The sequence below is a fragment of the Geomonas ferrireducens genome (assembly GCF_004917065.1).
In the GTDB taxonomy this organism is placed as follows: domain Bacteria; phylum Desulfobacterota; class Desulfuromonadia; order Geobacterales; family Geobacteraceae; genus Geomonas; species Geomonas ferrireducens.
Genome location: NZ_SSYA01000004.1, coordinates 26517 through 53222, shown reverse-complemented (window position 1 = coordinate 53222; position 26706 = coordinate 26517). Strand labels below are relative to the sequence as shown.

Annotated in this window: 23 protein-coding genes; 1 reads left to right on the top strand and 22 read right to left on the bottom strand. The window is 63.8% G+C overall.

What is annotated here, in order from left to right; genetic code table 11:
- Window positions 1–24: 24 nt before the first annotated feature.
- The 21 genes from E8L22_RS20465 to E8L22_RS20365 all read right to left on the bottom strand — a co-directional run bounded on the left by E8L22_RS20465 (window position 25) and on the right by E8L22_RS20365 (window position 23912).
- Window positions 25–1170, bottom strand: a complete 1146-nt coding sequence (locus tag E8L22_RS20465) for a glycosyltransferase (protein ID WP_136526969.1) — start codon at window positions 1168–1170, stop codon at window positions 25–27.
- Window positions 1167–2189 carry a glycosyltransferase family 4 protein gene (locus E8L22_RS20460; protein ID WP_136526968.1) on the bottom strand — a complete coding sequence of 341 codons (1023 nt, stop codon included), beginning with the start codon at window positions 2187–2189 and terminating at the stop codon, window positions 1167–1169. Before E8L22_RS20460 ends, E8L22_RS20465 begins: the two co-directional genes overlap by 4 nt.
- Window positions 2162–2938 carry a glycosyltransferase family 2 protein gene (locus E8L22_RS20455; protein WP_136526967.1) on the bottom strand — a complete coding sequence of 259 codons (777 nt, stop codon included), beginning with the start codon at window positions 2936–2938 and terminating at the stop codon, window positions 2162–2164. Before E8L22_RS20455 ends, E8L22_RS20460 begins: the two co-directional genes overlap by 28 nt.
- Window positions 2935–3984: a lipopolysaccharide heptosyltransferase I gene (waaC, locus tag E8L22_RS20450; RefSeq protein WP_136526966.1), complete on the bottom strand. Its 1050-nt coding sequence runs from the start codon at window positions 3982–3984 to the stop codon at window positions 2935–2937. Before waaC ends, E8L22_RS20455 begins: the two co-directional genes overlap by 4 nt.
- Window positions 3985–4005: 21 nt before the next feature.
- On the bottom strand, window positions 4006–5082 hold the full coding sequence (lpxK, locus tag E8L22_RS20445) for a tetraacyldisaccharide 4'-kinase (RefSeq protein WP_136526965.1): 1077 nt from the start codon (window positions 5080–5082) through the stop codon (window positions 4006–4008).
- Window positions 5079–6146: a lipopolysaccharide heptosyltransferase II gene (gene waaF / locus E8L22_RS20440; RefSeq protein ID WP_136526964.1), complete on the bottom strand. Its 1068-nt coding sequence runs from the start codon at window positions 6144–6146 to the stop codon at window positions 5079–5081. The genes lpxK and waaF overlap by 4 nt, the downstream gene beginning before the upstream one ends.
- A 152-nt stretch (window positions 6147–6298) precedes the next feature.
- Window positions 6299–7597: a 3-deoxy-D-manno-octulosonic acid transferase gene (locus tag E8L22_RS20435; RefSeq protein ID WP_136526963.1), complete on the bottom strand. Its 1299-nt coding sequence runs from the start codon at window positions 7595–7597 to the stop codon at window positions 6299–6301.
- Between the two features lie 85 nt (window positions 7598–7682).
- Window positions 7683–8729 (bottom strand): glycosyltransferase family 9 protein, encoded by a 1047-nt coding sequence (locus E8L22_RS20430; RefSeq protein WP_136526962.1) that lies wholly within the window; start codon window positions 8727–8729, stop codon window positions 7683–7685.
- On the bottom strand, window positions 8729–9499 hold the full coding sequence (locus E8L22_RS20425; RefSeq protein ID WP_136526961.1) for a lipopolysaccharide kinase InaA family protein: 771 nt from the start codon (window positions 9497–9499) through the stop codon (window positions 8729–8731). The genes E8L22_RS20430 and E8L22_RS20425 overlap by 1 nt, the downstream gene beginning before the upstream one ends.
- Before the next feature lie 96 nt (window positions 9500–9595).
- Window positions 9596–10543, bottom strand: coding sequence for a lysophospholipid acyltransferase family protein (locus tag E8L22_RS20420; protein WP_246044876.1), 948 nt, complete (start codon window positions 10541–10543; stop codon window positions 9596–9598).
- Window positions 10528–12291, bottom strand: coding sequence for a lipid A export permease/ATP-binding protein MsbA (gene msbA / locus E8L22_RS20415; protein WP_136526960.1), 1764 nt, complete (start codon window positions 12289–12291; stop codon window positions 10528–10530). Before msbA ends, E8L22_RS20420 begins: the two co-directional genes overlap by 16 nt.
- Window positions 12288–13406 (bottom strand): lipid-A-disaccharide synthase, encoded by a 1119-nt coding sequence (lpxB, locus tag E8L22_RS20410; protein WP_162604898.1) that lies wholly within the window; start codon window positions 13404–13406, stop codon window positions 12288–12290. Before lpxB ends, msbA begins: the two co-directional genes overlap by 4 nt.
- 104 nt (window positions 13407–13510) lie before the next feature.
- Window positions 13511–14287: an acyl-ACP--UDP-N-acetylglucosamine O-acyltransferase gene (gene lpxA, locus E8L22_RS20405; RefSeq protein ID WP_136526958.1), complete on the bottom strand. Its 777-nt coding sequence runs from the start codon at window positions 14285–14287 to the stop codon at window positions 13511–13513.
- 15 nt (window positions 14288–14302) lie between these two features.
- Window positions 14303–14737: a 3-hydroxyacyl-ACP dehydratase FabZ gene (gene fabZ / locus E8L22_RS20400; RefSeq protein WP_136526957.1), complete on the bottom strand. Its 435-nt coding sequence runs from the start codon at window positions 14735–14737 to the stop codon at window positions 14303–14305.
- 75 nt (window positions 14738–14812) lie between these two features.
- Complete coding sequence (lpxD, locus tag E8L22_RS20395; protein ID WP_136526956.1) at window positions 14813–15853, bottom strand: UDP-3-O-(3-hydroxymyristoyl)glucosamine N-acyltransferase; 1041 nt, start codon at window positions 15851–15853, stop codon at window positions 14813–14815.
- Between the two features lie 232 nt (window positions 15854–16085).
- Entirely contained in the window at window positions 16086–16601 is a 516-nt protein-coding gene (locus E8L22_RS20390) for an OmpH family outer membrane protein (protein ID WP_136526955.1), read from the bottom strand.
- A gap of 26 nt (window positions 16602–16627) precedes the next feature.
- Window positions 16628–19033 (bottom strand): outer membrane protein assembly factor BamA, encoded by a 2406-nt coding sequence (gene bamA, locus E8L22_RS20385; RefSeq protein ID WP_136526954.1) that lies wholly within the window; start codon window positions 19031–19033, stop codon window positions 16628–16630.
- Between the two features lie 64 nt (window positions 19034–19097).
- Window positions 19098–19778 (bottom strand): ABC transporter ATP-binding protein, encoded by a 681-nt coding sequence (locus E8L22_RS20380; RefSeq protein WP_129128433.1) that lies wholly within the window; start codon window positions 19776–19778, stop codon window positions 19098–19100.
- Window positions 19771–21021 (bottom strand): lipoprotein-releasing ABC transporter permease subunit, encoded by a 1251-nt coding sequence (locus tag E8L22_RS20375; protein ID WP_136526953.1) that lies wholly within the window; start codon window positions 21019–21021, stop codon window positions 19771–19773. Before E8L22_RS20375 ends, E8L22_RS20380 begins: the two co-directional genes overlap by 8 nt.
- Window positions 21021–22499, bottom strand: coding sequence for a lysine--tRNA ligase (gene lysS, locus E8L22_RS20370; RefSeq protein WP_136526952.1), 1479 nt, complete (start codon window positions 22497–22499; stop codon window positions 21021–21023). The genes E8L22_RS20375 and lysS overlap by 1 nt, the downstream gene beginning before the upstream one ends.
- Before the next feature lie 111 nt (window positions 22500–22610).
- Window positions 22611–23912, bottom strand: a complete 1302-nt coding sequence (locus tag E8L22_RS20365; RefSeq protein WP_136526951.1) for an RCC1 domain-containing protein — start codon at window positions 23910–23912, stop codon at window positions 22611–22613.
- Between the two features lie 175 nt (window positions 23913–24087).
- Here E8L22_RS20365 and ettA point away from each other — a divergent pair, with 175 nt between their 5' ends.
- On the top strand, window positions 24088–25773 hold the full coding sequence (gene ettA, locus E8L22_RS20360; RefSeq protein WP_136526950.1) for an energy-dependent translational throttle protein EttA: 1686 nt from the start codon (window positions 24088–24090) through the stop codon (window positions 25771–25773).
- 124 nt (window positions 25774–25897) lie between these two features.
- Here the strand turns inward: ettA and E8L22_RS20355 are convergent, their stop codons facing one another.
- Window positions 25898–26701 (bottom strand): methyltransferase domain-containing protein, encoded by an 804-nt coding sequence (locus E8L22_RS20355; protein WP_136526949.1) that lies wholly within the window; start codon window positions 26699–26701, stop codon window positions 25898–25900.
- Between the last annotated feature and the right edge of the window lie 5 nt (window positions 26702–26706).

Genomic DNA, 26706 nt, shown 5'->3' with positions numbered 1-26706 from the left:
CGGCCTGCCGTGCCCGGCGGGCGTTCAACGCCCCTTTTTCCCCGCGTCCAGGACCCGGTGGTAGAACTCCAGCGTCCTTTTTGCCATCATCTCTTCGGTGTACCCCTGGAGCACATGGTTGCGTGCCGCAGCGCCGAGCCTTTTGCGCAGCGCCTCATCGCGCAGCAAGGTCGCGATGGCCGTGGCGTAGGACGCCGGGTCGCCGCTTTGCGCGCGAAAGCCGGTCTTGCCGTCCAGGACCAGTTCGGCGAGTCCCCCCACCGGGGCCGCCACTACGGGGAGTCCCATGGCCATCGACTGCGTGATCCCCTGCGGCACCCCTTCCAGCTCCGAGGTGAGCACCGCTACGTCCGAAATGGCGAGAAGCTCAGGGATGTCGCTGCGGTAGCCGGTCAGGATCACCTGGTGCTCGAGGCCTGCCTCACGGACCAGTCCCTCGATCGTGGCACGCCCCGCACCGTCGCCGACGAACAGGTAGCGCGCCTGCGGGAACTCATCCTGCAGCAGTTGCGCCGCAGCCACCATGACGTCGTAGCGCTTCCCCCTTCTCAGCATGGCGATCATGGTGATCACCGGGGCCCCCTCCGGGATCCCGAGTTCCGCCCTGAGCCCGGGGTCGACCGGACGGGTCGGGTCGAAGCGCTCCAGGGAAACGCCGGTGGCGATGGAGACTATCCGCTCCGGCGCCATGCCGTTGTCCTTGATCATCGCCTCCCGGACCGCTTCGCCCGTAGTGACGATGCCGTCGGGCATGCGGTAGACGAAATTGAAGGGGCTCTGCGAGATCGGATTCGCCATGTGGCGGGTCCTGATCAACAGCTTGACCCCGGCCAGCTTGGCCGCCAACCCGCCGGACCAACTGTCCTTGCTGCTGTGCGTGCTCACAACGTTGATGCGGTGCTTTTTGATGGCACGGTAGAGCTTCCAGATCGCAGTGGGATCGAAAATCCTACGCATCCTGACCTCTTCCACCGGGATACCAACGCGCTTCGCATTCTCAAGCACCGCACTCCCCGGCTGGCAGGCGATCACCACGTTGTGACCCATCTCGCGCACCCTGAGGCACTCCTGGATTATGCGCCGTTCCTGCCCGCCCCAGCCGTCCGGGGACCACTCGGTGTGGAGTATGTTGAACTTAAGGCGACATGCCTCGCCACCATTTTTTCTCATGTCGTTACGCTTCCTCTCTGACCTACGGCGGCCTTCAGCGCCGCCGCCAACTTTGCGGACACCGCGGCGAGGGAGTATTCCCTGCCGACCACTTCCCGCGCCGCCGTGCCCATATCCCGCGCAAGGCGCCGGTCGCCTCCGATGATATCGAGATAACGGCAGAACTCTTCCGGGCCGTCGGCCAAGAACCCGTTCTCGCCATGCCGGACCACGGTACGATTAAAACCCCAGTCCGTTGCCACCACCGGCACACCCGCCGCCATGTACTGAAGCAACTTGTAGCTGCACTTCCCCTCGGTCCACATGTTCTTGGGAAGGGGCATGATGCCGACATCGAAGCGCGCGATCTCGGCCTCCTGCGTTTCCAGGCGCCACGGTATGTTCCGGACCCGCACCCCGTCCAGCTTGAACTCCTGGTCGGCGATCACGCGCAGTTCCAGGTCCGTCCGCCGCGCCAACTCCCTAAGCGCGTCGCCTATGATGGAAAGGTGATGCAAGTTGCCACCGCCGCCGACCCACCCAATGACGAGCGTCTCGTTCTGCAGGCGCCAGTCCTTCAACGGGAGCCCTGCAAAGGGGACGGCCGAGGGGACGACCGCGACACGCGGGTTGAACCGCCCGGCGTAGCCGGCAAGGACCTCGTTCCCGGCAACGACCAGGTCGCTGCTCTTTATGGTGTTGGCGAAGCGGCGCTCTCTAGTCCTGCTGAAACCACCGGACGAGCTATCGTCCCTGATGTGGATGACGTCGTCGAAGTCGAAGGCGAGCCTGCGGCAACAGCGGCGCAGCATAAACAGCTCAGGGAGCGACACCAGCTTTTTCTGCAGCAACACCATGTCGTACTGCCCCAAGGTCCCGTAAAGGCGCAGTTTTTCCAACGCCTTCCTTGGATAACGGCGGGCCGTGCAACAAAGCCCGAGGGTTTCGAGTTCCGGGAGCAGGTTCAACACCCGTACGCGGCTCGACGGCAACCGCTCGTCCTGGTACAGCATCAATATCTTGGAGTTTGTGGGGGGCATGAAGCCTCGATGTTCCGGTTCAGCTCGATCGCCTTGCCGTACTTGTAGAAGGTGTAATGGGCGTAAATGGTGCTCAGCACGAACCCCATCCCCCCTTCCAGGAAACCGAGCTTCAGGACGTACATCTTGAAGAAAGTGAAGAGGGGTTTGAAAAGAAGATGGGCGAGCCCGGGCCGCTTCCCCTTTTTGACCAGTTCCCGGGCCGCCAGGGTGGAATAGCGCTCCATCCGGGTGACGTAGTCGGAGAGGCCGGAATAGGTTTTGTGCACCAGATTCCCATCGAGCTCCCCCACCCTCCCCCGGCACTCCAGCGCCTCGTGGACCTCTTTCTCGCTGAAGGCGCATTCCCTGCGGTCGTAGAGCCGCTTGTTGAAATCGGGGTACCAGCCGCAACGCCTGATCCAGCGATCGCCGAAGTAGTTCTCCCGCGCCACCCGGTAACAGGGTGCCTCCCCCTCGGTCACCTTCAGGATCGACTCCTTGAGCCGCGGCGAGACCCGCTCGTCGGCGTCGATGTTGAAGATCCAGTCGTTTTGCGCAAGCTCCGCCGCGGCGTTTTTCTGCTTGCCGAAGCCGGGCCATGCCCGGTACACGAAGCGGACCTTCGGGTTTTCGCGGCAGATCTCCTCGGTACGGTCGGTGCTCCCCGAGTCGACGACCACGATCTCATCGGCAAAGTCGAGGCTCTTCAAACAGTCGCCGATGAACTTCTCTTCGTTCAGGGTGATGATGGTAGCGGTTATCTTCATGAATGATCCGTCAACAGTTTCTCGACGCAGGCCAGCACCGCCTCCACCTTGATGGTGTCGCGGCAGGCGAGGTCTTTGTCGCATTGCTTGCGCAGGCAGCGGGCGCAGTGCATGGGGGACTGCAAGACGGCGTGCTGCTCTCCGCGCGGCCCGACGCTGCGGGCATCGGTTGAGCGGTAGAGGGAGACCGTGGGAGTGCCGAGCGCGGCCGCCAGGTGGAGCGGTCCGGAGTCCACCCCCACCACGAGGTCCGCCTTTTTCATCACCGCCGCGAGCCCCTTCAGGTGGTACGCCTCGAGCACGCGTGCACCACGCCCGATACCGGCGGCGATGCGGACCACCGCCCCTTTCTCACCGTCGTCCCCCCAGGGAAGCAGCATGGTCGCGTCCGGAAAACGCTCCAAAAGCGCGATCCCCAGCGCGATCCACCCCGCTTCGCTCCAGAGCTTGGTCGGCAGCGAGCTGCCGCACTGGAAGAGGAACACGAGGCCGTCGGAAAGGGTCGCGTAGAGCGCCGCCGCATCGGCGTCGTCGTCGGCAGAGACGCCGACCGTGACGCAAAGGGGCATCTGCCTGAAGTCCTTACCGAAGGGGATGCTCACCAGGCGCAGGTATTTGTCGGCCAGGTGCTGGTCCTGGCGCCGCATCGGGATCCGCCGCGTGGTGAAAAAGGCGTTCACCCCCTCCTTCAGATCCTCCTTCTCGAAACCGATGCGGTTCGGGCAGCCGGTCAGCTTGCAGATGAGGCCGCTTTTCAGATCCCCCTGCAGATCGAAGACGAGGTCGTACTCGCGCTCGTTAAGCGCACTCCTGAGCGCCGTCACCTCGTTTCGGGTCGAGGCGGCGAACGGCTGCCGGCGCCAGGCGTCGGGGCGGACCGTGTGCAGCAGGCTTACGTCCGGATGCCCTTCCAGCACCTGCCGCAGCGACTCTTCGACGACCCAGTCGATCTCGATGCCGGGCGACGCCTGTTTCAGGTAGTCGAGCACGGAGAGTGCGATGGCCAGCTCGCCCAGAGGCGAGGTCTTGATGATTAGTACGCGCATAGAGCCTTCTGCGAGCAAGGGTTATCGAAACAGCTCATCGAGCTTATCCAGCAGCACGCCGCTCTCCTCGAATTCGATCTCGAGCAGCGTCACGAAACAGTTGCCAAGCCTCTCCCGGTACGGCGCGAGCTTAACGGCATCCTTCTCGGTGGTGATGAGAACGGTGCTGCGCGAGGCGTCCCGCAACCGGCAGATGGCGGCGATCTCCTCCTCACCGTAGCTTGCGTGGTCCGGAAAGGCGAGGGTCGCGGTGAGCTTCACCCCGTCCGCCTCCAACAGATCGAAGAAACCGGCGGGGTCGGCGATGCCGGAAAAGGCGGTCACCCGCGCCCCGGCTGCGCTATCAAGACCGACGCGGGCACCCCCGGCGAGCGGCATGAGGCCGGTGAGCCGGTGGGCGCTGCGGCAGGCGGGTTTCTGGGCGACCGGTTCGGGGGCGAGCCCCGGGACGCAGCGGGTATAGACGATGAGATCGGCACGCTGCACTGCAGCTGCAGGCTCCCTCAGAAAGCCCGCGGGAAGGGTCCGGCCGCCGGCCAGCGGACGCTTTGCGTCAAGAAGCAGGATGTCGAGATCGCGCTTCAAGCGCAGGTGCTGGAACCCGTCGTCCAGGATGAAGACGTCCGGCTGCAACTCTTTGAGAGCGAAGAGCCCGGCGCGGTAACGGTTCGCCCCGATGACGGTCATGAGTCCCGGGACCTTCTGCGCCAGCAGGTACGGCTCATCCCCGGATGCTTCGGGGGGAAGGAGCATGCTCTTGCCGTCGCAGACGATGCGGAGCTCACCTTCTGCAGAACCGCCGTACCCGCGGGAAAGAACGGCGACCCGCTTGCCGCGCTTTATGAGGTACTGCGAAAGCCAGGCGACCACCGGCGTCTTCCCTGTGCCGCCGAGAGCGATGTTCCCGACCGAGATGACCGGGACCGGCAGGCGGTGCGACGGCAAGAGGCCGATACGGTAGGCAGCCGCCCGGAGCCTCAGCACCGCCGCGTAGGGAACGGCTAGTGCCCGCAGCAGCGCGAGGAGGAGCCGGTCGCTCACCGCCTCTCGCCTCCCTTCCACGAGATCGCGGTAGTAGTGCTCCGAGGGAAGCTTCACCGCCCCCCCTTGCCGATGCCGAGCCGTTGGTAGAGGCCGTCCGCCGCCTCGATCACATCGCCCGCGGTTACCGCGGTCATGCAGCGGTGGTCGATGGGGCACTCCCGCTTCATGCAGGGAGCGCAGTCGGCCCCCCGGCGCACGATGGCGCCGCGCTCGAAGAAGGCGCTCGTGGTGCGGTGGTCGGTCGGACCGAAGATGGCGACAAGCGGGACGTCGAAGGCCGCTGCGATGTGCATCGGCCCGGAATCGTTGGTGATGAAGAAGTTGCAACGCTTGATGAGCGCCATGAGCTGCCTCACCGAGGTCTTTCCGGCGAAATCGGCGCAGTCCCCTTCCAGCAACTCGGCAATTTTCCCCGCCATCTCGGTTTCGCCCGGACCGCCGGTGATGATGACCCGGGCGCCCCAGCGCTCGGCCAGTTCGCGCGCGGCCTCGGCAAAGCGCTCGGGGTACCAGCGCTTGGCGGAGCCGTAGGTGGCGCCGGGGTTCACGCCGATCACGAAGTCCCCGGGGGCGATCCCTCGCGCCGCGAGGAGCGCCTCCATCCCGGCGTCTTCCTCGGCCGAGGTCTGCAGCCTAAGGTGCGCCGGCGAGGGTTTGAGGCCGAAGTACTCCAGCATGGTCAGGTAGTTCAGCACCTGATGCGTGTCCGGCTTGAGCAGTACGCGGGGAAAGCGGTGCGTCAGTATTATGCTGCGGGCGTCGCTGTCTTTGCCGACGCGCTGCGGGATCCCGGCAAGCCAGGGGACGAGGGCGGCATCGAAGGAGTTGGGGAGCATGACGGCCAGGTCGAAGCGGCTGCGGCGCAGTTCGGCGGCAAGCCGCAGACGCCCGAGGGCACCCTTGTGACGGCCGTTACGGTGGAAGGTGATCACCCGGTCCACGCCGTCATAGACGCGAAAGACCTCTGAGACGGCCTCGTTGGCAAGCACGGTGATTTCGGCTTCGGGGAAGTTGGCGCGAACGGTGTCGACGGCCGGGGTGGTCATCACGGCATCGCCGATCCAGTTGACGGCACGGATGAGGATTTTGCGGACGCGGCTGCGGTCTATTGGCTTCATCGGGCACCCGTAGCGCCGCTGGGGCTGCCCCCAGCGCAGGACGGACCGGCGGGACGAGCGGACTTATCAAAACGTGGAACTGATTGCATTATGGCTTTCTCGGCGTTCAAATCGGGCAATGATGCCATAACCACGCCGATATGGGAAGTAAATTAAGGGAGTTTGTCCAGGAACCGGTCCATGAGCGCCATGTGTTTCGCGGTCGCCCCGCCGCTCTCCCGCATCATGAGAAGGGCGTTGCGCCCGAGTTCGCGGCGCCGGTCCGTATCGGCGAGGAGCTCGCGCCAGACTTCAGTCAACTCCCCCGGCGACGGCACCTGCACCCCGCCGCGGTAGCGCTGCACGAGCGCCGCGATGTCGCGGAAGTTGTTCATGTATGGCCCGAAGGTGGAAGGGATGCCGCACGAGGCGGGCTCCAGCAGGTTGTGCCCGCCAAGCTCCACGAGGCTCCCCCCCACGAAACAGAGGTCGGAGAGGGCGTAGAGTCTCATCAACTGTCCCACCCCGTCCACCAGGAGCACCTCGCCCGGCGCGAAGGAACCGCTCCACCCGTCGAGCGCGCTGCAGCGCCGGTAGGTAAAGCCGTCCCGCTCCAAAAGCGACGCGATCTCCGCGGTGCGCTCGGGGTGGCGCGGCGCGAGGACCAGGAAGAGGTCGTCGCGCTCCCGCTTGAGTTCCTGGTAGGAGGCGAGCAGGTACGCCTCCTCCCCCGGCCTGGTGCTCCCCGCGCAGATGACGGTGGCGGAGGCGGGGATCCGGTACGCTTCCCGCAGTTGCGCCCGCTCAGCGGCGGGTACCTCGCGGTACGGGACATCGTATTTCAGGTTCCCGGTCACCACGCTCCGCTCCGGCGGTGCGCCGATCGCCAGCACCCGCTCCAGGTCCCCCTCGGCCTGCATGCAAAGCAGGGAAAAGAGGCGTAAGGTCGGGCGGAAGAACCAGTCGAATTTGCGGTAACGCGGGAAGGAGCGCTCCGAGATCCTGCCGTTGGCGAGGACCACCGGGATGCCGCGGCGCGCCGCCTCGCGGGTGAAGTTGGGCCAGATCTCCGTTTCCATGATCACCACGAGCTCGGGCGCAACGACGCCTAAGGCGCGCCGCACGGATGGGAGAAAATCGAAGGGGAAGCAAATGATGGCGTCTATTTCGGGGATCCCGGCGGAGACGGCCCGGCCGGTGGCGGTGGTGTTGGAAACCACGAGGGCCCAGTCGGGGCGGCGCTCCTTCAGGGCCTTCAGGAGGGGACGCGCCGCCAGGGTCTCGCCGACCGAGACCGCGTGGACCCAGATCACCTTGCGCCCCCGGATCTTTTGCATCTGCTCCGCCGAGATCGCACCGAGGCGCTCGGCAAGAGCCGGCGGGTTCTTGCCGGCCAAGAGCTGGAAAAGATGAAACGCCAGCAGCGCAGGGAAAAGGATCAGGGCGGCCAGGTTGTAGAAAAGAAGGAACATGCAGCTCTCTCTCCCGTCCCTGGTGTCAAGCGGGGGACGGGGGGTCGCGCCTGACGGCGGGACCATGGTCGGTCGGCGCCTTGAGCTAGGCGCCCGCCTCGCTTTGGCGGTAACGGCTGCGCCACACCTCGACCTTGTCGAGAACGTCCTGCACCGTGATGCGCGCCATCCGGTCGGGATGGTTCTCCATGGTGATCGGGTAATCCTCGCCCGGTTCGCCGTAGGCGTCGATGGCCAGGTCGCCGAACTTGCGGTACGGGCCGACGCGCTTCGGGTTCGAGTACCCCATGAGGGCGATCACGGGACGATCCAGGGCGACCGTGATATGCAGCGGGCCGGTGTCGAGCGACAGCACGAGTGCCGCCTTGTCGAGCACCCCCACGAGCCCCCGCAGGCCGCCGTTCCCAAGGTTGCTGAAGGGCTTGATGCGCGCCTTCTCCATGATGATCCGTTCCGCGTTCTCCTCGCGCGGGGAGCGTCCCCCCACCAGGACCGGCTGCAGGCCGAAGTCGCCGTGCAGCGCATCGCACACCTCCGCCCAGCGCTCGGGGACCCAGTCTTTTTGTGCCTTGCTGGTGGCGACCACGATGGGGACCACCGGACGGTCGAACTGCGCGTAGAAATCGCGCTGCCAGGCGCGTTCCTGGTCGTTCCAGGGCCCCAGGTTCCATTCCACCGGGGAGGTCGGCGCACCGAGGTACTCGCAGAATTCCAGGTACTGGTCCTGGACGTGCTGCATGGCATGCGGCGGAATGCGGTGCGTGGTGAAGAGCCAGTTGAGGTCCCGGGCACGGGCGAAATCGAAGCCGAGTTTCACCGGCGCGTTCACGAAAGAGCAGATTATGTTGGCCTTGAAGTACACCTGCAGGTCAAGGACGAGGTCGAAGCGGCGCGACTTCAGCTGCTCCCGTACCTCGAGGTAGCCGCGCCACCCCTTGCTGCGGTCGAACAGGATGATCTCGTCAACCAGCGCGTGTCCGCGCACCAGCATCGCCGGCCCGGGCTGCAGGATCCAGGTCACCTTCATGGCCGGGTTGGCGCGCTTTAGCGCGTGAAGCACCGGCAGCACGTGCACGGTGTCCCCTACTGCACTCATCATGACGATACAGACCCTATCTGTGGCAAAACGCATCAATCTTTCTCCATAGCGAGGGATGCCAGCCGCGCCAGCGCCTCCTCGTCGATTTGCAATCCCCACCGGTCGCGCCACTTGCGCGCCGAGCGGGCGAGTCGCTCATAGTTGCGCCGAGCGACCTTCCCTTCCGGGGGAAACAGCACCCGGTCCACGTCGAGCAGATAGGCTGTGGGGACCGGGGCGTGCGTCACGTAGATGTTTTTCATGTTGAGATCGGGGTGCCAGGCACCGCACCCTTCCAGCCGGCGCAAAAGCAGCGCCACCGCCTGAAGGAGCGCCTCGCGCCCGGCGGCATCGCTTTCCTGCCAGCGCTCCGGCAGGTCCCCCCCGGCAGGGAGGCGCCGGGTCATCACGTCGCAGCGGACGAAGGGGAACGCCGCGGGGTAGAGCGCGTAAGCGACCACCTCGGGGGTCGGGACCCCGGCTTCGGCAAGCCGGACCGCGTTGGCGAGCTCCAGCGGCGCGCGGGTCGGGGGGAGGAAGCGCTCCCCGGTCAAGTAGCGCAGCAGGCCGCCGTGCCGGTTGCGGCGCACCACGACGGGCACCGGCTCGGCCCCGGGGAGGGTGACGCCGTAGCAGGCGCCGCGGCCGTGCATCACGTCGCGCTCCGTCCGGGCTGCCGCCCAGTCGTGCAGAGTCGGCGCGGCCAACGCCTCGCGGACGGCGTCTGCGGCCCAGGCGCGCGCCACCACCCGCCTGCCGGCGACGACAAATTCAAGGTACGAATCGGGGTTGACGATACGGGTTGCAGCGGGGTCTGCCGTCATCCGGCCTCCAAAATAATCCGGGAACCATTAGCGGGGAAGCCGCCTGCACCGAGGCGATCAAACGCTAGGTTCGGCGGCAGGCGGAAAGTGGAGGGGTTACTGCTTCGCCCCGTCCGCCGGACCCGCCGGTTGCGGGGCGCGCTTCCAGCGCTGATGAACCCAATACCACTCGGTCGGGTGCCGCACCACGTAATCCTCGAGGCAGCGGGTCATCTGAACCGTGTCCTGCACCTCGATATCCTCGAGCGCCTCTCCCAGTTCCAGTTCCGGGTGGAACTCCACCACCTGACGCTCCCCTTCACGGTGGATGAAGGCGGGCACGAGCGGCACCTGGTTCTTGCGCGCCAAAAGGGCAAGCATGTTGGTGGTCCAGGCCGGTCGGCCGAGAAAATCGACCAGCACCCCGTTGCGGGTCCAGGTGGCCTGATCGATCAGGAGCCCTACGACCCCGTTGCGGCGGAACTGGACGAGCATGTTGCGCAGGGCCCCGTCGGCGTAGATGACCGAGTTCCCGTGACGCCCGCGCACCTTCTCCAGCACGGCGTTCAGGGACTGGTTGTCCTGGCGTTTGGCCACCACGCTGATGTTTTGCACCCGGCTGCCGAAGGAGAGCGCCATGAGCTCCCAGTTGCCGCAGTGGCCGGTGAGGAGCGCCACGCCACGCCCCCGCTCGCGCGCCTTCTGGAAGTGCTCCAGTCCCCGGAACTCGACGGCATCGATCATCGCCTGCCCCTTGTCGTGGTAGAGGCGGCAGACCTCCACCGCGGTCCGACCGAGGTTCTCGAAGGTCGCGCGGGCAAGCTCGACGGCACTGCGCCGCTCCCACCCCGGCTGGGCTTCCAGGAAGGGAAGCGAGCGCTCGATGTTTTGCACCGCGATCTCGCGACGCCGCTTCAACAGACGGAACAAAAGCCTGCCCAGTGCCGGCCCAACGGCGTTGGCGGCACTAAGGGGAAGGCGCGCCACCAGATTGGAGACGGCCATGAACAGCAGCGACTCCAGTCTCCAGCGCAACTTCCTCGTCGCAGTTACCCTGCGGGGCACGATTTTGTCTCCTTGAACTGCATGCCGTGCAGGCGGCTGTAGACCCCTTCCTTCTGCAGCAGCTCTTCGTGGGTCCCCATCTCCGCGACAACACCCTTCTCCAGCACCACGATGCGGTCGGCATGGGTGATGGTGGAGAGGCGATGCGCGATGACGAAGGTGGTCCGGTTCTTCATGAGGTTATTGAGCGCCTTTTGCACCATCTGCTCGCTCTCGGTGTCGAGCGCGCTGGTCGCCTCGTCGAGGATGAGGATGGGGGCGTCCTTTAGGATGGCCCGGGCGATGCACAGCCTCTGGCGCTGTCCGCCGGAGAGGCGCACCCCGCGGTCGCCGATGTTGGTCTGGTACCCCTCCGGGAGCTCCAGGATGAACTCGTGAGCGAAGGCGGCCCGCGCCGCGGCCTCGACCTCCGCATCGGTCGCCTGCGAGCGTCCGTAGCGGATGTTGTTGGCGATGGTGTCGTTGAACAGTATCGTCTCCTGGTCGACCAGGGCGATCTGCTGCAAAAGGTTCTGCATGGTCCGCTTGCGGATGTCGACGCCGTCCATGAGCACCGCGCCGCCGGTCGGATCGTAGAAGCGGGTGATGAGAGAGACGAGGGTGGTCTTGCCGCCGCCGGAGGGTCCGACCAGGGCGATGACCTCGCCTTTTTTCGCCTTGAGGTCCACCCCCTGCAGCACGTAGTCGTCCTCGTACTTGAAGCGGACGTCGCGGAACTCCACCTCGCCGTTCACCTTGCCGAGGTCCCGGGCATCCGGCGCATCCACGATCTCGGGTTTCTCGTCCATCACCTCGAAGACCCGTTCCGCGGCACCTATGGAGCGCTGCAGGCTGTTGTAAGAGGAGAGCAGCCGCTTGATCGGGTTGAAGACGAGCACCATGCCGGTGATGAAGGAGAAGAACTCCGAGGCGCTCTTCGTGCCGTGCATGACGTTGCTGCCCCCCACCCAGATGACGGCTGCGATGCCGAAGGAGGTGATGAACTCCATGATCGGAGTCGAGAGGCCGTCGTACTTGATGTTCTTCCTGGTGAAGTGGTAGAAGTCGCTGTTGCGCGCCCGGAAGCGCTCGATCTCGCGCCCCTCGAGGCCGAAGGCCTTCACCACCTTGATGCCGGAGTAGGTCTCCTGGAGGATGCTGGCCAGGTCCCCCATCTTCTCCTGCCCCTGGCGCGCCACCCGCTTGATCCGCTTGCCGATCTTCGTCGCCGGGATCACGGTGAGCGGAATGACCACGAAGGAGATCAGGGCGAGCTGCCAGTCGCGGTAGAAGATGACGCCCAGCAGGGCGACGGCCGAGATCCCGTCGCGGAACAGGCCGCTGATGACGTTCGCCACCCCTTCCTGCATCATCCCGACGTCGGCCAGCACGCGCGACATGAGCGTGCCGGTCTCGTTGCGGTTGAAGTACCCGACACTCAGGCGCATGTTCTTCTCGTACAGATCGTTTCTCACGTCCTGGACCGCCAGCTGCCCGGCGCTCTTGATGAAGTAGTCGTTCGTGTAGCGGCAGACGCCGCGCAGGGCGTAAAGCAGCACGATACCGATCGGCAGCAGCATGAAGATGGCGGTGTCCTTGCCGGAAAAGATCTTCCTTAAGACCGGCTCGACGAGGTAGGCCATGGCGCCGTCCATCCCGCCCACCCCGAGCGAGCCCACGGCGGCAAGCGCGATGCGCCACCAGTGAGGACGGCTGTAGCCGACCAGCCGCATGAAAACGTTCACTTTCTTCGGGGGTGTTGCACTCATTTCATCATCTCCATGGCGAGCCGGGCCACGCGGCCCAAAGCGCCGCCGCTCCCCAGCTTAACTCTCATCGCGGCGAAATCTTCCCGCATGGCCGCCGCGTAACCGGGGTTGTTCAGGAGCGCGTCGATCTCGTTCGCGATCGGCAGCGGCTCCGCTTCGTCTTGCAACAATTCCTTCACCATCCGCTTTTCAGCGACGATGTTGCTGATCCCTATGTGCGGCACGTTGATGACCCGTTTCCCCACCTCGTAGGTGAACTTGGACATCTTGTAGATGATCACGTGGGGAACGCCGACCAGGGCGAGCTCCATGACCACGGTACCGGACGCCGCGATCACCGCGTCGCAGGCGGTCATCACGTCGTGGTTTCTCCCGGCGATCACGGCGACATCGAGCCCCGCCCCGGAAAGGTAGTGGGCGAGGTCCTCATCCTTTAGCGAGGAGGCGCGCGGCAGCACGAACTGCAGGTCCGGCATGCGCTCTTTCAGGATGCGCGCCGCGTCGAGGATGACGGGAAAGAGCTTTTTCACCTCCGCGTGGCGGCTGCCGGGGAAAAGCCCCACGCAGCGCCTTTGCGGGTCGAGTCCCAGCGAGGCGAGCGCCTCGTCACGCCGCATGGTCGGCTTTACCAGGTCGAGCAGCGGGTGTCCGACGAAGGTGACCGGAACCCCGGCCTTCCGGTAGAAGGGGACCTCGAAGGGGAAGAGCACCGCCATCATGTCGACGACGCGGCCGATGCCGTGCACGCGGTGGCTTCTCCAGGCCCAGACCTGCGGGGAGATGAAGTAGAGCACCTTGATGCCCGCCTTCTTCGCCACCTTGGCGAGCCTCAGGTTGAAATCCGGGTAATCGATCAGGATCAGGAGGTCGGGAGGATCGGTGTGGAGTTTGTTTTTCAGCGTGTTGAAGCCGTTTATGATGGTCGGCAGGTGCGCCACAACTTCCACGAGCCCCATCACCGCCATCACGTTGGCGTCGACCAGGGTTTCCACCCCGGCCTCGCGCATGCAGTTCCCACCCATCCCGAAGAAGCGGGTGTCGGGGGAGAGGGTGCGTATCGCGGAGGCGATCTGCGCGCCGTACATCTCGCCGGAAGCCTCCCCGGCGACGATCATCACTGACTGTTGCTTTTCTTGCAAATAGAACCTCTAAAAGAGATCAAGGTCGAGACACAGGTCGGGGAAAGTCCGTCCTGCACCCCGACCTCGACCCTCCTTTTTTACCTTGTGACGCCCCGTTTGGCAGTCTCGATGAACTCGATGAAGTGGTCCACCTCGGGGCACTTCGGCACCTCGGTCTTCATCTTCTCGACCGCCTCGGCAAGCTTCAGTCCCGACATGGAGAGAAGCTTGTAGGCCTTCTTCAGGCTGGAGATGGTCTCGTCGGAGAAACCGCGCCGCTTAAGCCCTACCAGGTTCAGGCCGCGCAGGCGGCTTTCGGAACGGTCACCGGTGATGATCGTGTACGGCGGGACGTCGAGCGGAACCGAGGTCATCCCCCCCACCATGACGTGGGCGCCGATGCGCATGAACTGCAGCACCGCGCAGAGCCCCCCGAGGATCGCGTAGTCCTCGACGGTGACGTGCCCCGCGAGGGTGGCCGAATTCGCCATGATGACGTTGTTGCCGATGTGGCAGTCGTGCGCTACGTGGGAGTACGCCATGAAGAGGTTGTTGTCGCCGACGGTGGTCTCGCCGTCGCCGGTCACGGTCCCGAGGTGCAGGCTCGCGAACTCGCGGATGGTGTTCCCGTTGCCGATCCTGAGCCAGGTTTTCTCGCCGCGGTACTTGAGGTCCTGCGGGATCGCCCCGACCGACGCCATATGGAAAATGGTGTTGTTTTCGCCGATCTCGGTCCAGCCGTCGATGACGGCGTGCGGCCCCACCTTGGTCCCCTTGCCGATGCTCACGTTCTCGCCGATCACGGCGTACGGGCCGATCTCAACCCCTTCGGCGATCTTGGCTCCGGGATGGATGATTGCGGTGCTGTGGATCATAGATGTTCTCCGTGCCTACTTGTCGGCGAGCGTTGCCTTCAGTTCCGCTTCGGTCATCAGCGTCTCGCCGACGTAAGCCTTGGCGGCGCAGCTCCAGATGCCGCGCTTGTTGAAGAGGGTCTCCACCTCGATTCTCAGGGTGTCGCCGGGCTTTACCGGCTTCCTGAAACGCGCGTTGTCGATGGCCATGAAGTAGCTCACCTTGTCCTTCGCGTCCCCCCCCATGCTGAGGTATGCCATGGTGGCGGCGGCCTGGGCCATCGCCTCGATGATCAGGACCCCCGGCATCACCGGGAAACCGGGGAAGTGCCCCTGGAAGAAGGGCTCGTTCATGGTCACGTTCTTGATGGCCACGATCCGCTTCCCGGGCTCCAGGTCGGTGACCTTGTCGATGAGCAGAAACGGGTAACGGTGCGGCAGAATTTCCATTATCTGGACGATATCAAGCATTGCCTGTCCTCTCCTTGCATCGGCCGACAGCCCGTCGGGCTTGAGCCGAGGTATTCATTTCAGTGTTACGGGGGGCTATTCCCCTTTTTCGGCGAGCTTCGCCTCCAGCTCGGCCACGCGCTTCTCGAGGGTGTTCAGGGTCTTCCTGAATTCCGGGAGCTTCGGGAGCAGATTGGAGGATTTGAGCCACTCGCGGTGCGGCATGACCGGTATCCCGGAAAGGACCTGGTTCGGCTCCAGGTTCCCCGCCACGCCGGACTTGGCTCCCACCATGACGTTGTCGCCGATCTTTATGTGTCCGGCGACGCCGACTTGGCCTCCCAGGATGACGTGGTTGCCGAGCTGGGTGCTGCCGGAGATACCTACCTGCGAGACGATCATGCAGTCCTCGCCGATCACGCAGTTGTGGCCGATCTGCACGAGGTTGTCGATCTTGGTGCCGCGCCTGATGCGGGTGACCTCGAGTGCCGCGCGGTCGATGACCGCGTTGGAGCCGATCTCCACGTCGTCTTCGACCACCACGATGCCGATCTGCGGGATCTTGTACCAGGAGCTGCCGTCCGGCGCGTAGCCGAAACCGTCCGAGCCGATCACCGTGCCGTCGTGGATGATGACGCGGTTGCCGATGCGGCAGCGCTCGCGGACGCTCACGTTGGCGTAGAGGGTGACGTCGTCCCCGACGCTGGAGCCGGGGTAGAGTACCACGCCGGGGTAGAGGGTCACGCGGTCGCCGACGGTGACGCCGGGGCCGACGGTCGCACCCGGGTAGATGGTGACTTCCTGGCCTATCTTCGCACCCGGCGCTACGAAGGCGCCCGGGAGCACGCCCAGGCGGGGTGCCGGCTGGGTGTAGAACAGGGTCAAAAGCTTGGCGAAGGCGAGGTAGGGGTTCGCGTGGAAGATGGCGTTTTTGCCGTGTGTGTTCCCCCCCGTCCCCATGAGCACCGCCGAGGCGCCCGTGGTGGCCACCTTGCTTGCGTACTTCGGGTTCGCGAGGAAGGTGAGCTGCCCTTCCCCCGCGTCGTCGAGGGTTCCCAGTCCGCCGATCAGCACGTCGCCGTCGCCCGAAACCGTCCCCCCGAGATACTCGGCTATTTCTCGAAGCGTCTTTTTCATATGAACCTCAAAAAATGTTCAACGTTCTGCGTTCAACGTTCGTAAACGGTGCGCGCCATTAAGGACGCGTAACACCGACTTGTCGCCTCTCAAAAACGACAATTCCCCCCCGACCTTTCAGGAGCAGCCAGGGAACCTCCGCCCGCAGTCACTACGGTGTCGGCCCCGGTCTGCCCCCTCGGGCAGGAGGGGGGAGTGGTCGTAACGTTGAACGTTGAACGCTGAACGGGGTTTACTTCTTCCTGTTCTCGTTGAACGCCTTCAGCACCGCTTCGGTGACATCGGCGGAGGGGTCGAGGAAGATCATGGTCTCGTTCTTGACGAAGATGGCGGTGAAGCCGTTCTTCTTCCCGAAGACCTGGGCCACCTTCACGATCTCATCCACGATCTTGCCGGTGAACTCGTCGTTCTTCGCCTGCAGGTCGTCCTGGGCGTCCTTGAGGAAGCGCTGGTACTCTTTCAAGCGCTGCTGGTAGTCACGCTCCTTCGCTCCACGGGCGGAATCGTTCAGCAGCGCCCCCTGGCTCTCCAGCTCGCCTTTGAGCTTCTTCAGCTCACCTTCCTTGCTCGCCTTTTCCGCCTCGTACTTGCTGGCCTTCTGAGCCAGTTGCTCCTTCGCTTCCTTCCCTGCGTCGGAGGTCAGCAGCACCTTCTGCACATCGACCGAACCGATCTTTGAACCATCGGCGGCCATCACGGACAGCGGAAGTGCCAGAACCAGCGATAATGCGATGATGAAACGTTTCATGACTTGCTCCTTGCAGTGCATCGATTTTAGAAAATGCTCCCTATGGAGAACTCCAACTTGCCGCCTTTGCTGTCTATCCCTTCCCTCGGGTTGATCGGAATGCCGTACTCAAGCCTCAGCGGCCCGATCGGGGAGAACCACCTGATGCCGCCGCCGTAACTGCTCAGTACGTTGGAGAAGGTGGACTTGACGTTGTTTTCACAGTTGCCCGCGTCGAAGAAGAGTACCGCCTTGAGCCCCGCCTCCTTCAACAGAGGGAAGGTGTACTCGGCGTTGGCCACCGCCTCGACCGCGCCACCTAAGTAGACACGGTTGTCGCTTTTGCCGTCGGCACCGCCGACACCGATCCTCGGTACCTGGCTCGTCTTGTAGGGGCTCACCGTTCTCGAGGAGAAGCCGCGCAGCGAGCTGATGCCGCCCAGGTAGAACTTCTCGTCGATCGGGACATCCTTGCCGCCGTAGGACTGCACGTACCCCAAGGTGCCGCGCAGCGACCCCACCCCCCACAGCACCGGGTGGAACAGGGTGTGCTCGGTCAGGTACTTGATGTACCTGTTGCTGCCGCCAAGACCGGCGAACTCTATGGAGAGCGTGTTGATCATGCCGGTCGTGGGGTCGGGACGGTAATCGGTGGTGTTGCTGGTGAGGCTCGCGACGATGGCGCTCGTCGTGGAAGTGGCCTCGGGTGCGATCACCGACCCGTTGTGGATGTTCTGCAGGAGGTCCTCGGACTCGTCGTAGATCTCCTTCTGCTCGTACTTGTAAAGCCAGAAGGTCCCGAGCGTATCGGAGAGGGAGTATCCCGCCTTGATGTCACCGCCGGTCGCCCTGCGGGTATAGTCGAGGTACTTACGGTCGGTGCGGTAGATGTCGCCCCCGACGGTCCACTTGGTGTCCATGAAGTACGGGTCGGTGAGACCCAGGTTATAGGTCTGCGACTTGCTGCCGAGGCTGGCGGCCGCGGTCATCTTGAGCCCGAGCCCCAGGAAGTTCGCCTGCTGGATCGAGCCCTGCCCTATGATGCCGTCGAGTGAGCTGTAGCCTGCGCCGATGCTGAAGGTGCCGGTCGGTTTCTCCTTCACCTCGACGTTCATGTCGAGCTTGTCCGGGGCGCTTCCCTTCACCGTGGCGATGTTCGCCTCCTCGAAGAAGCCGGTGTTCATCAGGTTCTGCTTGCTGCGCTTGAGCCCCGTGGAGCTGTACTGGTCTCCCTCGTCGAGCCTCAGTTCACGGCGCACGACCTTGTCGCGCGTCTTCGTGTTGCCGGAGATGTTGATCCGGTCGATGGTCACCTTCTGCCCCTTCTCCATATCGAAGGTGATGTCGATGGTGTGGGTATCCGCGTTCAGCTTGGTGAGCGGCGACGCGTTGGCGAAGGCGTACCCCTTGTCGGCGTAGAGGTCGGTGAGGGCGAAGACGTCGGTGCGCAGGTCGGCGCGGCTGAAGAGCTGGCCGCTCTTCTCCTTGAGCTTTCCGGCGAGCACGCTCTCGTTCTCGAGGAGTTCCCCCTTGAAGGCGAGCTTGCCGAGGCGGTACTGCTCCCCCTCGGTGATGCCGATGCGGACCTTGAGGCCGGTGCGATCAGTCAGGAGTTCAACCTTAGGCTCGCCGACCTTCACGTTGACGTAGCCGTTGTTCATGTAGAGCTCGGTAAGGAGGTTGACGTCGTTTTTGAGCACCTCCTCCTTGTAAGTACCGGCCCCGGTGAGCCAGGAGAGGAACCACTTCTCGTCGGTCTCCATCGACTTTTTCAGCTTTTTGTCGGTGAAGGCGTGGTTGCCGTCGAACTCGATCTTCTGGATCAGGACCTTGTCCCCTTCCTTGATGCGGAAGATGACGTGGATATCGGTATCGGAGCGCACGCTGATGTCGCCGGAGACCTCGGCCAGGTAATAACCCTCGTCCGCGTACAGCTTCTTCACCTTCTTGACGCTCTTTTGCAGCGCCTTGGCGGAAAAGACCGAATTCGGCTTGATCTCGACGGCCTCGCGCACCTTGTCCGCGCTTATCTCCTTGGCCCCCTCGATCTTTATCTCACGGACGATCGGCTTCTCGGTCACGACGTATTCGAGGACGAGCGCCCCGTCCTTCACGTCGGTCTGCGCCTTCACGTCGGTGAAGTGCCCTAGCTTGAAGATGGCGCGGATGTCGGCATCCACCTTCTCGGGATCGAGGACGTCGCCTGCCTTGATCCGGACCGCCTGCATGACGGCGGCACTCTCGATGCGGTGGTTGCCGCTTATCCTGACCGCGGCTATCTTGTCGCTTGCCGGTTTCTCCTCGACGGGTTTTGCTGCGGCCTTCTCAGCCGCGCTCTTCCCCGTGGAGGTGGCGTCCGGTGCGGCCTTTCCGGCAACGGGCTGTTCGGCCAGGGCGTAGGATGCCCCGAAAAGCTGAACGACAAGCAGAGCTGATAACGATTTACGCAGCAAAGGGTCCCCCCGAAAAAGCCAAAAGAAAATATGCGGCTACAAAAGAGCCGTCGCCAAAAGGGCCTTACGCCGACTCGACGACCTTGCCGTCCACCATCCTGATGGTGCGGGCCATCCCCGCGGCCAACTGTTCGTTGTGCGTCACGATGACCAGGGCGATGCCTGTCTGCCGCTGGATCTCGTACAAAAGCGCGTGCACCTCTTCGCTGGTCTTCATGTCCAGGTTGCCGGTCGGCTCGTCGGCGAGGAGCAGCTTCGGCTCGCGCACCAGCGCCCGCGCGATGGCCACCCGCTGCTGTTCCCCCCCGGAGAGTTCCCCCGGCCGGTGCGTCACCCGGTGCGAGAGCCCGACGCCCTTTAAAAGCTCAAGGGCACGCCCTTCGGCGCGGGAGCGTCTCTCGCCTCCGATGAGAAGCGGCATCATCACGTTCTCCAGCGCCGAGAACTCCGGCAGGAGGTGATGAAACTGGAAGACGAAACCTATGGAGCGGTTGCGGAAGGCGGCAAGCGGCTGGTCCGAGAGGTTGAAGATCCTCTCCCCTTCGAAGAGCACTTCCCCGGAGGTGGGACGGTCGATGGTCCCCATCACGTGCAAAAGCGTGCTCTTGCCGGCGCCCGAGGGGCCGACGAGCGCGATGGTGTCGCCCGCCGCGACGTCGAGGTCGATCCCCTTCAGCACCTCGACCGTGGCGCCGTTGCCGCCGTAGGACTTGAAGAGTCCCCTTACCTCGAGGAGGTTACTCATAGCGCAGCGCCTCCGCGGGGGCCATGCGCGAGGCAGCCCAGGAAGGGTAGAGCGTCGCGGCGAAGGAGATGATCACGGCGGTCACGCTGATCAGCACGACGTCGGACGGGATCACCTGGGACGGGAAATGGTCCAGGTAGTAGATGTCCTTGCTGAAGAGCTCGAAGCCGGTCACCTTCTGGATCGCGCCGACGATCGGCTCCAGGTTGAGCGCGACCAAAAGCCCCCCCAGCACGCCGATGATGGTGCCCAAGACCCCGATGATGACCCCTTCGAAGACGAAGATGCGCATGATGCTCCGGCTGGTCGCCCCCATCGACTTAAGGATGGCGATGTCGCGCGTCTTCTCCATGACCACCATGAAGAGCGTCGAGGCGATGCCGAAGGCGGCCACGAGCACGATCAGGGTCAGGATGATGAACATGACGCTTTTCTCAGTCTTCAGCGCGAAGAGGATGTTCTTGTTCATCTGCATCCAGTCGCGGGCGTGGTACGGGGGACCGAGTTCCTTGTCGATCGCCTGGGCGAGCTCGCCCGTCTTGTACACGTCGCGCACCTTGAGCTGGATCCCGGTCACCACGTCGCCAAGCCCCAGGAACTGCTGGGCCTCTTTCAGCGAAACGTAGGCGAGCGTCGAGTCGTACTCGAACATGCCGGTGTTGAAGATGCCGGTGATGCGGAAGCGGTTCAGCTTGGGCATCATGCCGAGCGGGGTGATGTTGCCCATCGGAGAGATGACGTCCACCGTGTCGCCGAGGATGAGCCCCAGGTTCTTGGCGAGCTCCTTGCCGATCACCACCCCCGGCGTCTTGCCGACCTCCGAGTCGAGCGAGTCTAGGCTCCCCTCCACCATGGACTTGTGCAGGTTGGTAACCTTGGCGTCGGTCTGCACCTCGATGCCGCGCAGCACCACCCCGGAGACGGTCCTGCCGGTGGAGAGCATCACCTGGTTGTAGATGAACGGGGTGGCGGCGACCACGCCGTCCATCCCCTCGAGCTTCTTCACGACCTGCGGGTAGTCCTGCACCGCGCCGAGGCCGTTTAAGACCACGATGTGCGCGTTGGTCCCGAGGATCTTGTCCTTTAAGTCCTCCTCGAAGCCGGTCATTACCGCCAGCACGATGATGAGGGCCATGACGCCGAGCGCCACACCGGCGACGGAGATCAGGGTGATCAGCGAGATGAAGGTCGACTTGCGCTTCGCCTTCAGGTAGCGCAGCCCTATGAGGAGCTCGAAGGGCATTACTTGCCCTCTTTACGCAGTTGCGGGAAGAGGATGACGTCGCGGATCGACGGGGAATCGGTGAGCAGCATGACCAGGCGGTCGATGCCGATCCCCTCCCCCGCGGTCGGAGGCAGACCGTACTCCAGGGCGCGGATGTAGTCCTCGTCCATGTAGTGCGCCTCCTCGTCGCCTTTGTCCTTGGCGGCGACCTGGGCCAGGAAGCGCTCCTTCTGGTCGCGCGGGTCGTTCAGCTCGGAGAAGGCGTTGGCCATCTCGCGCCCGGCGCAGAAGAACTCGAAGCGGTCGACGTAGTCGGGGTCGTGGTCGTTCTTTCTGGAGAGGGGGGAGACCTCGGTCGGGTAGTTGGTGATGAAGGTCGGCTGGATCAGCTTGGTCTCGGCGACTTCCTCGAAGATCTCGGTGATGAGCTTGCCGTACCCGACGTCCTCGGGGAGTTCCAGGCCGATCTTCTGGGCGTAGGCGTAGGCAAGATCGCGGTCCTCGAGGCTCTTCGCGTCGATGTCGCCGTACTCGAGGATGGCTTCCTTCACGGTGAAGCGCTTCCAGGGGCGCTGGAAGCTGATCGGCTCGCCGCCGTAGGTGAAGTCCAGGGTACCTAGGAGTTCCTGGGTCACGTGGCACAAAAGTTCTTCGGTGAAGTTCATCAGGTCCTCGAAGGTGGCGTAGGCCTGGTAGAACTCCATCATGGTGAACTCGGGGTTGTGACGCACCGAGATCCCCTCGTTTCTGAAGTTGCGGTTGATCTCGAAGACGCGATCGAAGCCGCCGACCACCAGGCGCTTCAGGTAGAGCTCGGGGGCGATGCGCAGGAAGAGCTCCATGTCGAGCGCGTTATGGTGCGTGACGAACGGCTTCGCGGTGGCGCCGCCGGGGATCGGCTGCATCATCGGGGTCTCGACTTCGAGGAAGTCGTTCTTCGTCATGAACTCGCGGATGAGATGCACGATGCGGGAGCGCTTGTAAAACACCTCACGCACCTCGGGGGAGACGATCAGGTCGACGTAGCGCTGGCGGTAACGGGTTTCCACGTCGGTCAGGCCGTGGAACTTCTCGGGAAGCGGCAGCAGCGACTTGGTGAGCAGACGCACCGTGGAGACGGCCAGGGAGAGCTCGCCGGTCTTGGTGCGGAACGGGGTCCCGGTGGCGCCGATGATGTCGCCTATGTCGTAATTCTCGAACTCGGCGAAGAGCTCCTCGCCCAGGGTGTCCTTCTTCATGTAAAGCTGCATGCGTCCCTTGCGGTCCTGCACCTGCACGAAGGCCGCCTTGCCGAAGGAACGTCGCATGATGATGCGGCCGGCGACCACGAAGGTCTGCGGCTCCTCCTCGATGACCTCCTTGTCACCGTAGGCGGCGCGCACGTCGGCCGAGGTATGCTGAGGCTTGTAATCGTTCGGGTACGGGTTGATCCCCGCCTCCCACAATGCATCTACCTTACGTCTTCTCTGCAGCAGCAGTTCGCTCAACTCTTCCATGTTATCTGCAACCTTTCTTTACCGCTTTGGGCTGTGAAACAATCCGTCAAACTAAACTATTTGCGTCAATCAAGTCAAGGCTTAAAACCCCACGCGCGCGGGCGATTACCCCTACTTGAACTTCACCGTTACCGGTCTCTCGAAAAACGCCACGGTATCCTTCACCACGGGGTTGCCGAGCTGTCCGAGATCGTTGTTGCCCCAGCCGTACCAGACGCCGTTCACGAGGGCGAAGGAAGCGGTGCCGAACGCGGCGATGTCGGAAACGCCGGCGCTCCACTCGGGGTTGAGAGCGGTGTACACCGCGACCAGGCTGCTGGTGTCGGTGGTCGTGTTGTTACCGAGCTGGCCGTAGAAGTTCAGGCCCAGCCCCTGCACGAACCAGGAGCCGTCGTTGACGAGGGTGTCACGCGGCCCCATGAGGAGCAGCACGTGGTTGATACCGGTGACGATCTTCTTTATGACGAAGGTCTGCCCGTCCGTGACGGCGATGGTCGGGATGACCGTGACCGGCTCGGCGCTGAAGGCGCGCAGCGGGATCCGCGAGCCGAGCTCACCGGAGTCGTTGTAGCCCCATCCCCACAGGGTCTGGCTGGTGATGTTGTTCTGAGCGTCCCGCTGCACCTCGAGGGCGAGGCTCCCCCTGGAGAGCGCGGCGATCTGCTCGATCTTGCCGGTCGCCTCCGGGATGGTCACCTTTCTGGGGCGCGAACTGGTGCTCGAATAGGTGCTGAAGGCGAGCTGTCCCTTCGCGTTGCTCCCCCAGGCATACACGTCACCGTTGGAGAAAAGGGCCATGGAGTGGAGCCACCCCGCTATCACGTTGCTGGCAGTCAGCTGGGTCAGGTCCTCCCCGTCGTGCCCGGTGGAGAGCTGGGCCGGGGTCTTCGCCTCGCTGCTTGAGTCGTTGCCGACCTGACGATAGCCGTTGGAACCCCAACCGTAAAGCTTCCCTCCGGCGATGGCGAGGGAGTGGTACCCGCCCGCGGCGATGTCGGTCACCGCGTCGGAGAAGGTGACCGTCACCGGGGAACTGCTGTACGCGTCGGGGTAGCTCGTCGAAACGGTGGAGCTGCCCAACTGGCCGTAGAGGTTGTACCCCCAGGTATGGATCTCGTTGCTACCGTTCATGACCATGGTGTGCTCGGCACCCACGCCACCTTTGATCATGCCGGTCATCCCCGGCACCGGCGTGGCGCTCTCGCGCCGATCCAGGGTACCGTCCCCAATTTGCCCGAAACCGTTGTACCCCATGGTGAAGGTGGTGTGGTTTCTGAATATGAGGCTGTGCTCGTAGAAGATGGAGACCGTGGAAGGGATGGTGTCTTTGGTGGATGAGCCGCCGCAGCCGTAGATGGCGACAGAGAGAAGCCCGGCGCAGATAAAGAACCCGAAACGCCTGCTGATTTGCATGAGGGGACCCCTTGAGAGTTAGTACAATCCGGCGGATTTAACTATACATAAACTAGAATGTCAAGGACGGACTCCCGGCCGATCGCGGTTGACACGCCGCGGTCGTTGCATGTAATAATGGCCGCTTAACAAAAGCTACAAATGCTGACAAATCCATACGGAGGTGACGATAAAAATGGCGATCGACCCGAACAAGGTCATCTACTCCATGATCGGGGTAAGCAAGTTCTACGACAAGAAACCGGTGTTGAAGGACATCTACCTCTCCTACTTCTACGGCGCGAAGATCGGCGTGCTCGGTCTTAACGGCTCGGGCAAGAGCTCCCTTTTGAAGATCCTCGCCGGCGTGGACAAGGAGTTCAACGGCAAGACCATCCTCTCCCCGGGCTACACGGTAGGCTATTTAGCGCAGGAGCCGCAGCTCGACCCGACCAAGACGGTACGCCAGTGCGTCGAGGAAGGGGTGCAGGAAATCGTCGACCTGGTTAACGAATTCAACGAGATCAACATGAAATTCGGCGAGGAGATGAGCGACGCCGACATGGAGAAGCTCTGCGACCGTCAGGCGAAGGTGCAGGAGAAGCTCGACCACCTGGACGCCTGGGACCTGGACAGCCGCCTGGAGCTCGCCATGGACGCCCTGCGCTGCCCCCCGCCGGAAACCAACGTGGCGAACCTCTCCGGCGGTGAGAAGCGCCGCGTCGCCCTTTGCCGCCTGCTTTTGCAGAAGCCGGACATCCTGCTGCTGGACGAACCGACCAACCACCTGGACGCCGAAAGCGTCGCCTGGCTCGAGCAGCACCTGCAGCGCTACGCCGGCACCGTCATCGCGGTGACCCACGACCGTTACTTCTTAGACAACGTGGCGGGGTGGATCCTCGAGCTCGACCGCGGCCAGGGGATCCCGTGGCAGGGTAACTACTCTTCCTGGCTGGAGCAGAAGGAGAAGCGCCTGGCCCAGGAGGAGAAGAGCGAGAGCGAGCGCCAGAAGACTTTGAAGCGCGAGCTGGAGTGGATCAGGATGTCCCCGAAGGGACGTCACGCCAAAGGTAAGGCGCGCATCAACTCCTACGAGGACATGCTGAACACAGAGAGCGAGCAGCGTGCGAAGGACCTCGAGATCTTCATTCCGCCCGGGCCGCGTCTCGGCGGCGTGGTGGTCGAGGCCGAAAACGTCAGCAAGGGATACGGCGAGAAGCTCCTCATCGAGGGGATGGAGTTCCGCCTCCCGCCGGGCGGCATCGTCGGCGTCATCGGCCCCAACGGCGCCGGTAAGACCACCCTCTTCAGGATGATCACCGGGGAGGAGAAGCCGGACTCCGGCAGCTTCAAGACCGGTGAGACGGTGAAGCTCGCCTACGTGGACCAGAGCAGGGACGCGCTCGATCCGGACAAGACCATCTGGGAGGTGATCTCCGAGGGGCAGGAGCAGTTGCAGCTCGGCAAGCAGTTGGTGAACTCCCGCGCCTACGTGGCCCGCTTCAACTTCTCCGGCGCCGACCAGCAGAAGAAGGTGGGGATGCTTTCCGGCGGGGAAAGAAACCGCGTGCACCTGGCGAAGACGCTCAAAGACGGCGGCAACGTCATCCTTCTGGACGAACCGACCAACGACCTGGACGTGAACACGATGCGTGCGCTCGAGGAAGCGCTCGAGAACTTCGCCGGTTGCGCCGTGGTGATCTCCCACGACCGCTGGTTCCTGGACAGGATCGCCACCCACATCCTCGCCTTCGAGGGTGACAGCAAAGTGGTTTGGTTCGAGGGGAACTACTCCGAGTACGAGGAAGACCGCCATGCCCGCCTGGGAACCGCGGCCGACCAGCCGCACCGCATCAGGTACCGCCAGCTCACCAGGGCGTAAAGCGGGAAGAGCCGGTGCAAAGCAAAGAGGGGCGGCCATGATTGGCCGCCCCTCTCTTTTTTTGTCTGACCTGTCTGACCTGTCTGACTGGTCCGACTGGTCCGAACCGCCGAGCTAGCCGCGGCTACCCGCTCTTGCGCACCACGCCGTACACCACGTCGTAGGTGGCGGGTATTCCCTCTTCGCCGCCGAAGTGCTCGCGGTAGCTCCGCATCATGTCCAGCATGACCCGCCGTTCGGCAAGCCCCTTCCCGCTTGCCGGCGCGGTGCTCCCGGCGCCTATCTTCTTGAGCGAGCGCAGAAGCTCCGGCACGTCGGGATGCAGCTCCACCTCCAACTCGGAGCTCACGCGCGCGCCGCTGAACCCGGCGCGTTCGAGCGCCTCCAGCACCTCCGTGCAGGAAAAGAAACTGTGCGTGCGGTCTGACGCCCCCTGCAGCACGCTCCGGTAGGAGTCGCGCAGCTCGAAAAGGGTCCTCTCGCCGAAGAGTGCGAAACAGAAGACACCTCCGGGCGCCAGCACGCGGCGCGCCTCGGCGAAGGCCCGGTCGAGACAGGGAAGCCACTGGTACGTCGAGGTGGAAACGACGACGTCGAAGGACTCAGCCTCAAAGGGAAGCGCCTCGGCGTCGGCGGGCATCACCTGCACCCGCCGCCCGGCGAGATTACTCGCCGCCGTGGCACACATCCCGGGCGCAAGATCGACCCCAACCGCGTCCATCTCCGGGTAGAGCTCGGTCAGCCGCGCAAGCAGCCGCCCGGTCCCGGCGCCGATATCCAAAAGCCGCACCGGCGCAACCCGCTCCGCCTGCAAAAGCCCCACGACCTTCTCGATCACACGCCCCTGCACCACGGCGTGACTGTCGTAATCGGCGGCCTGCCGGTGAAACGAATCCCGCACCCTCTCTCTATCTATCTCTGCCGCCATAAACA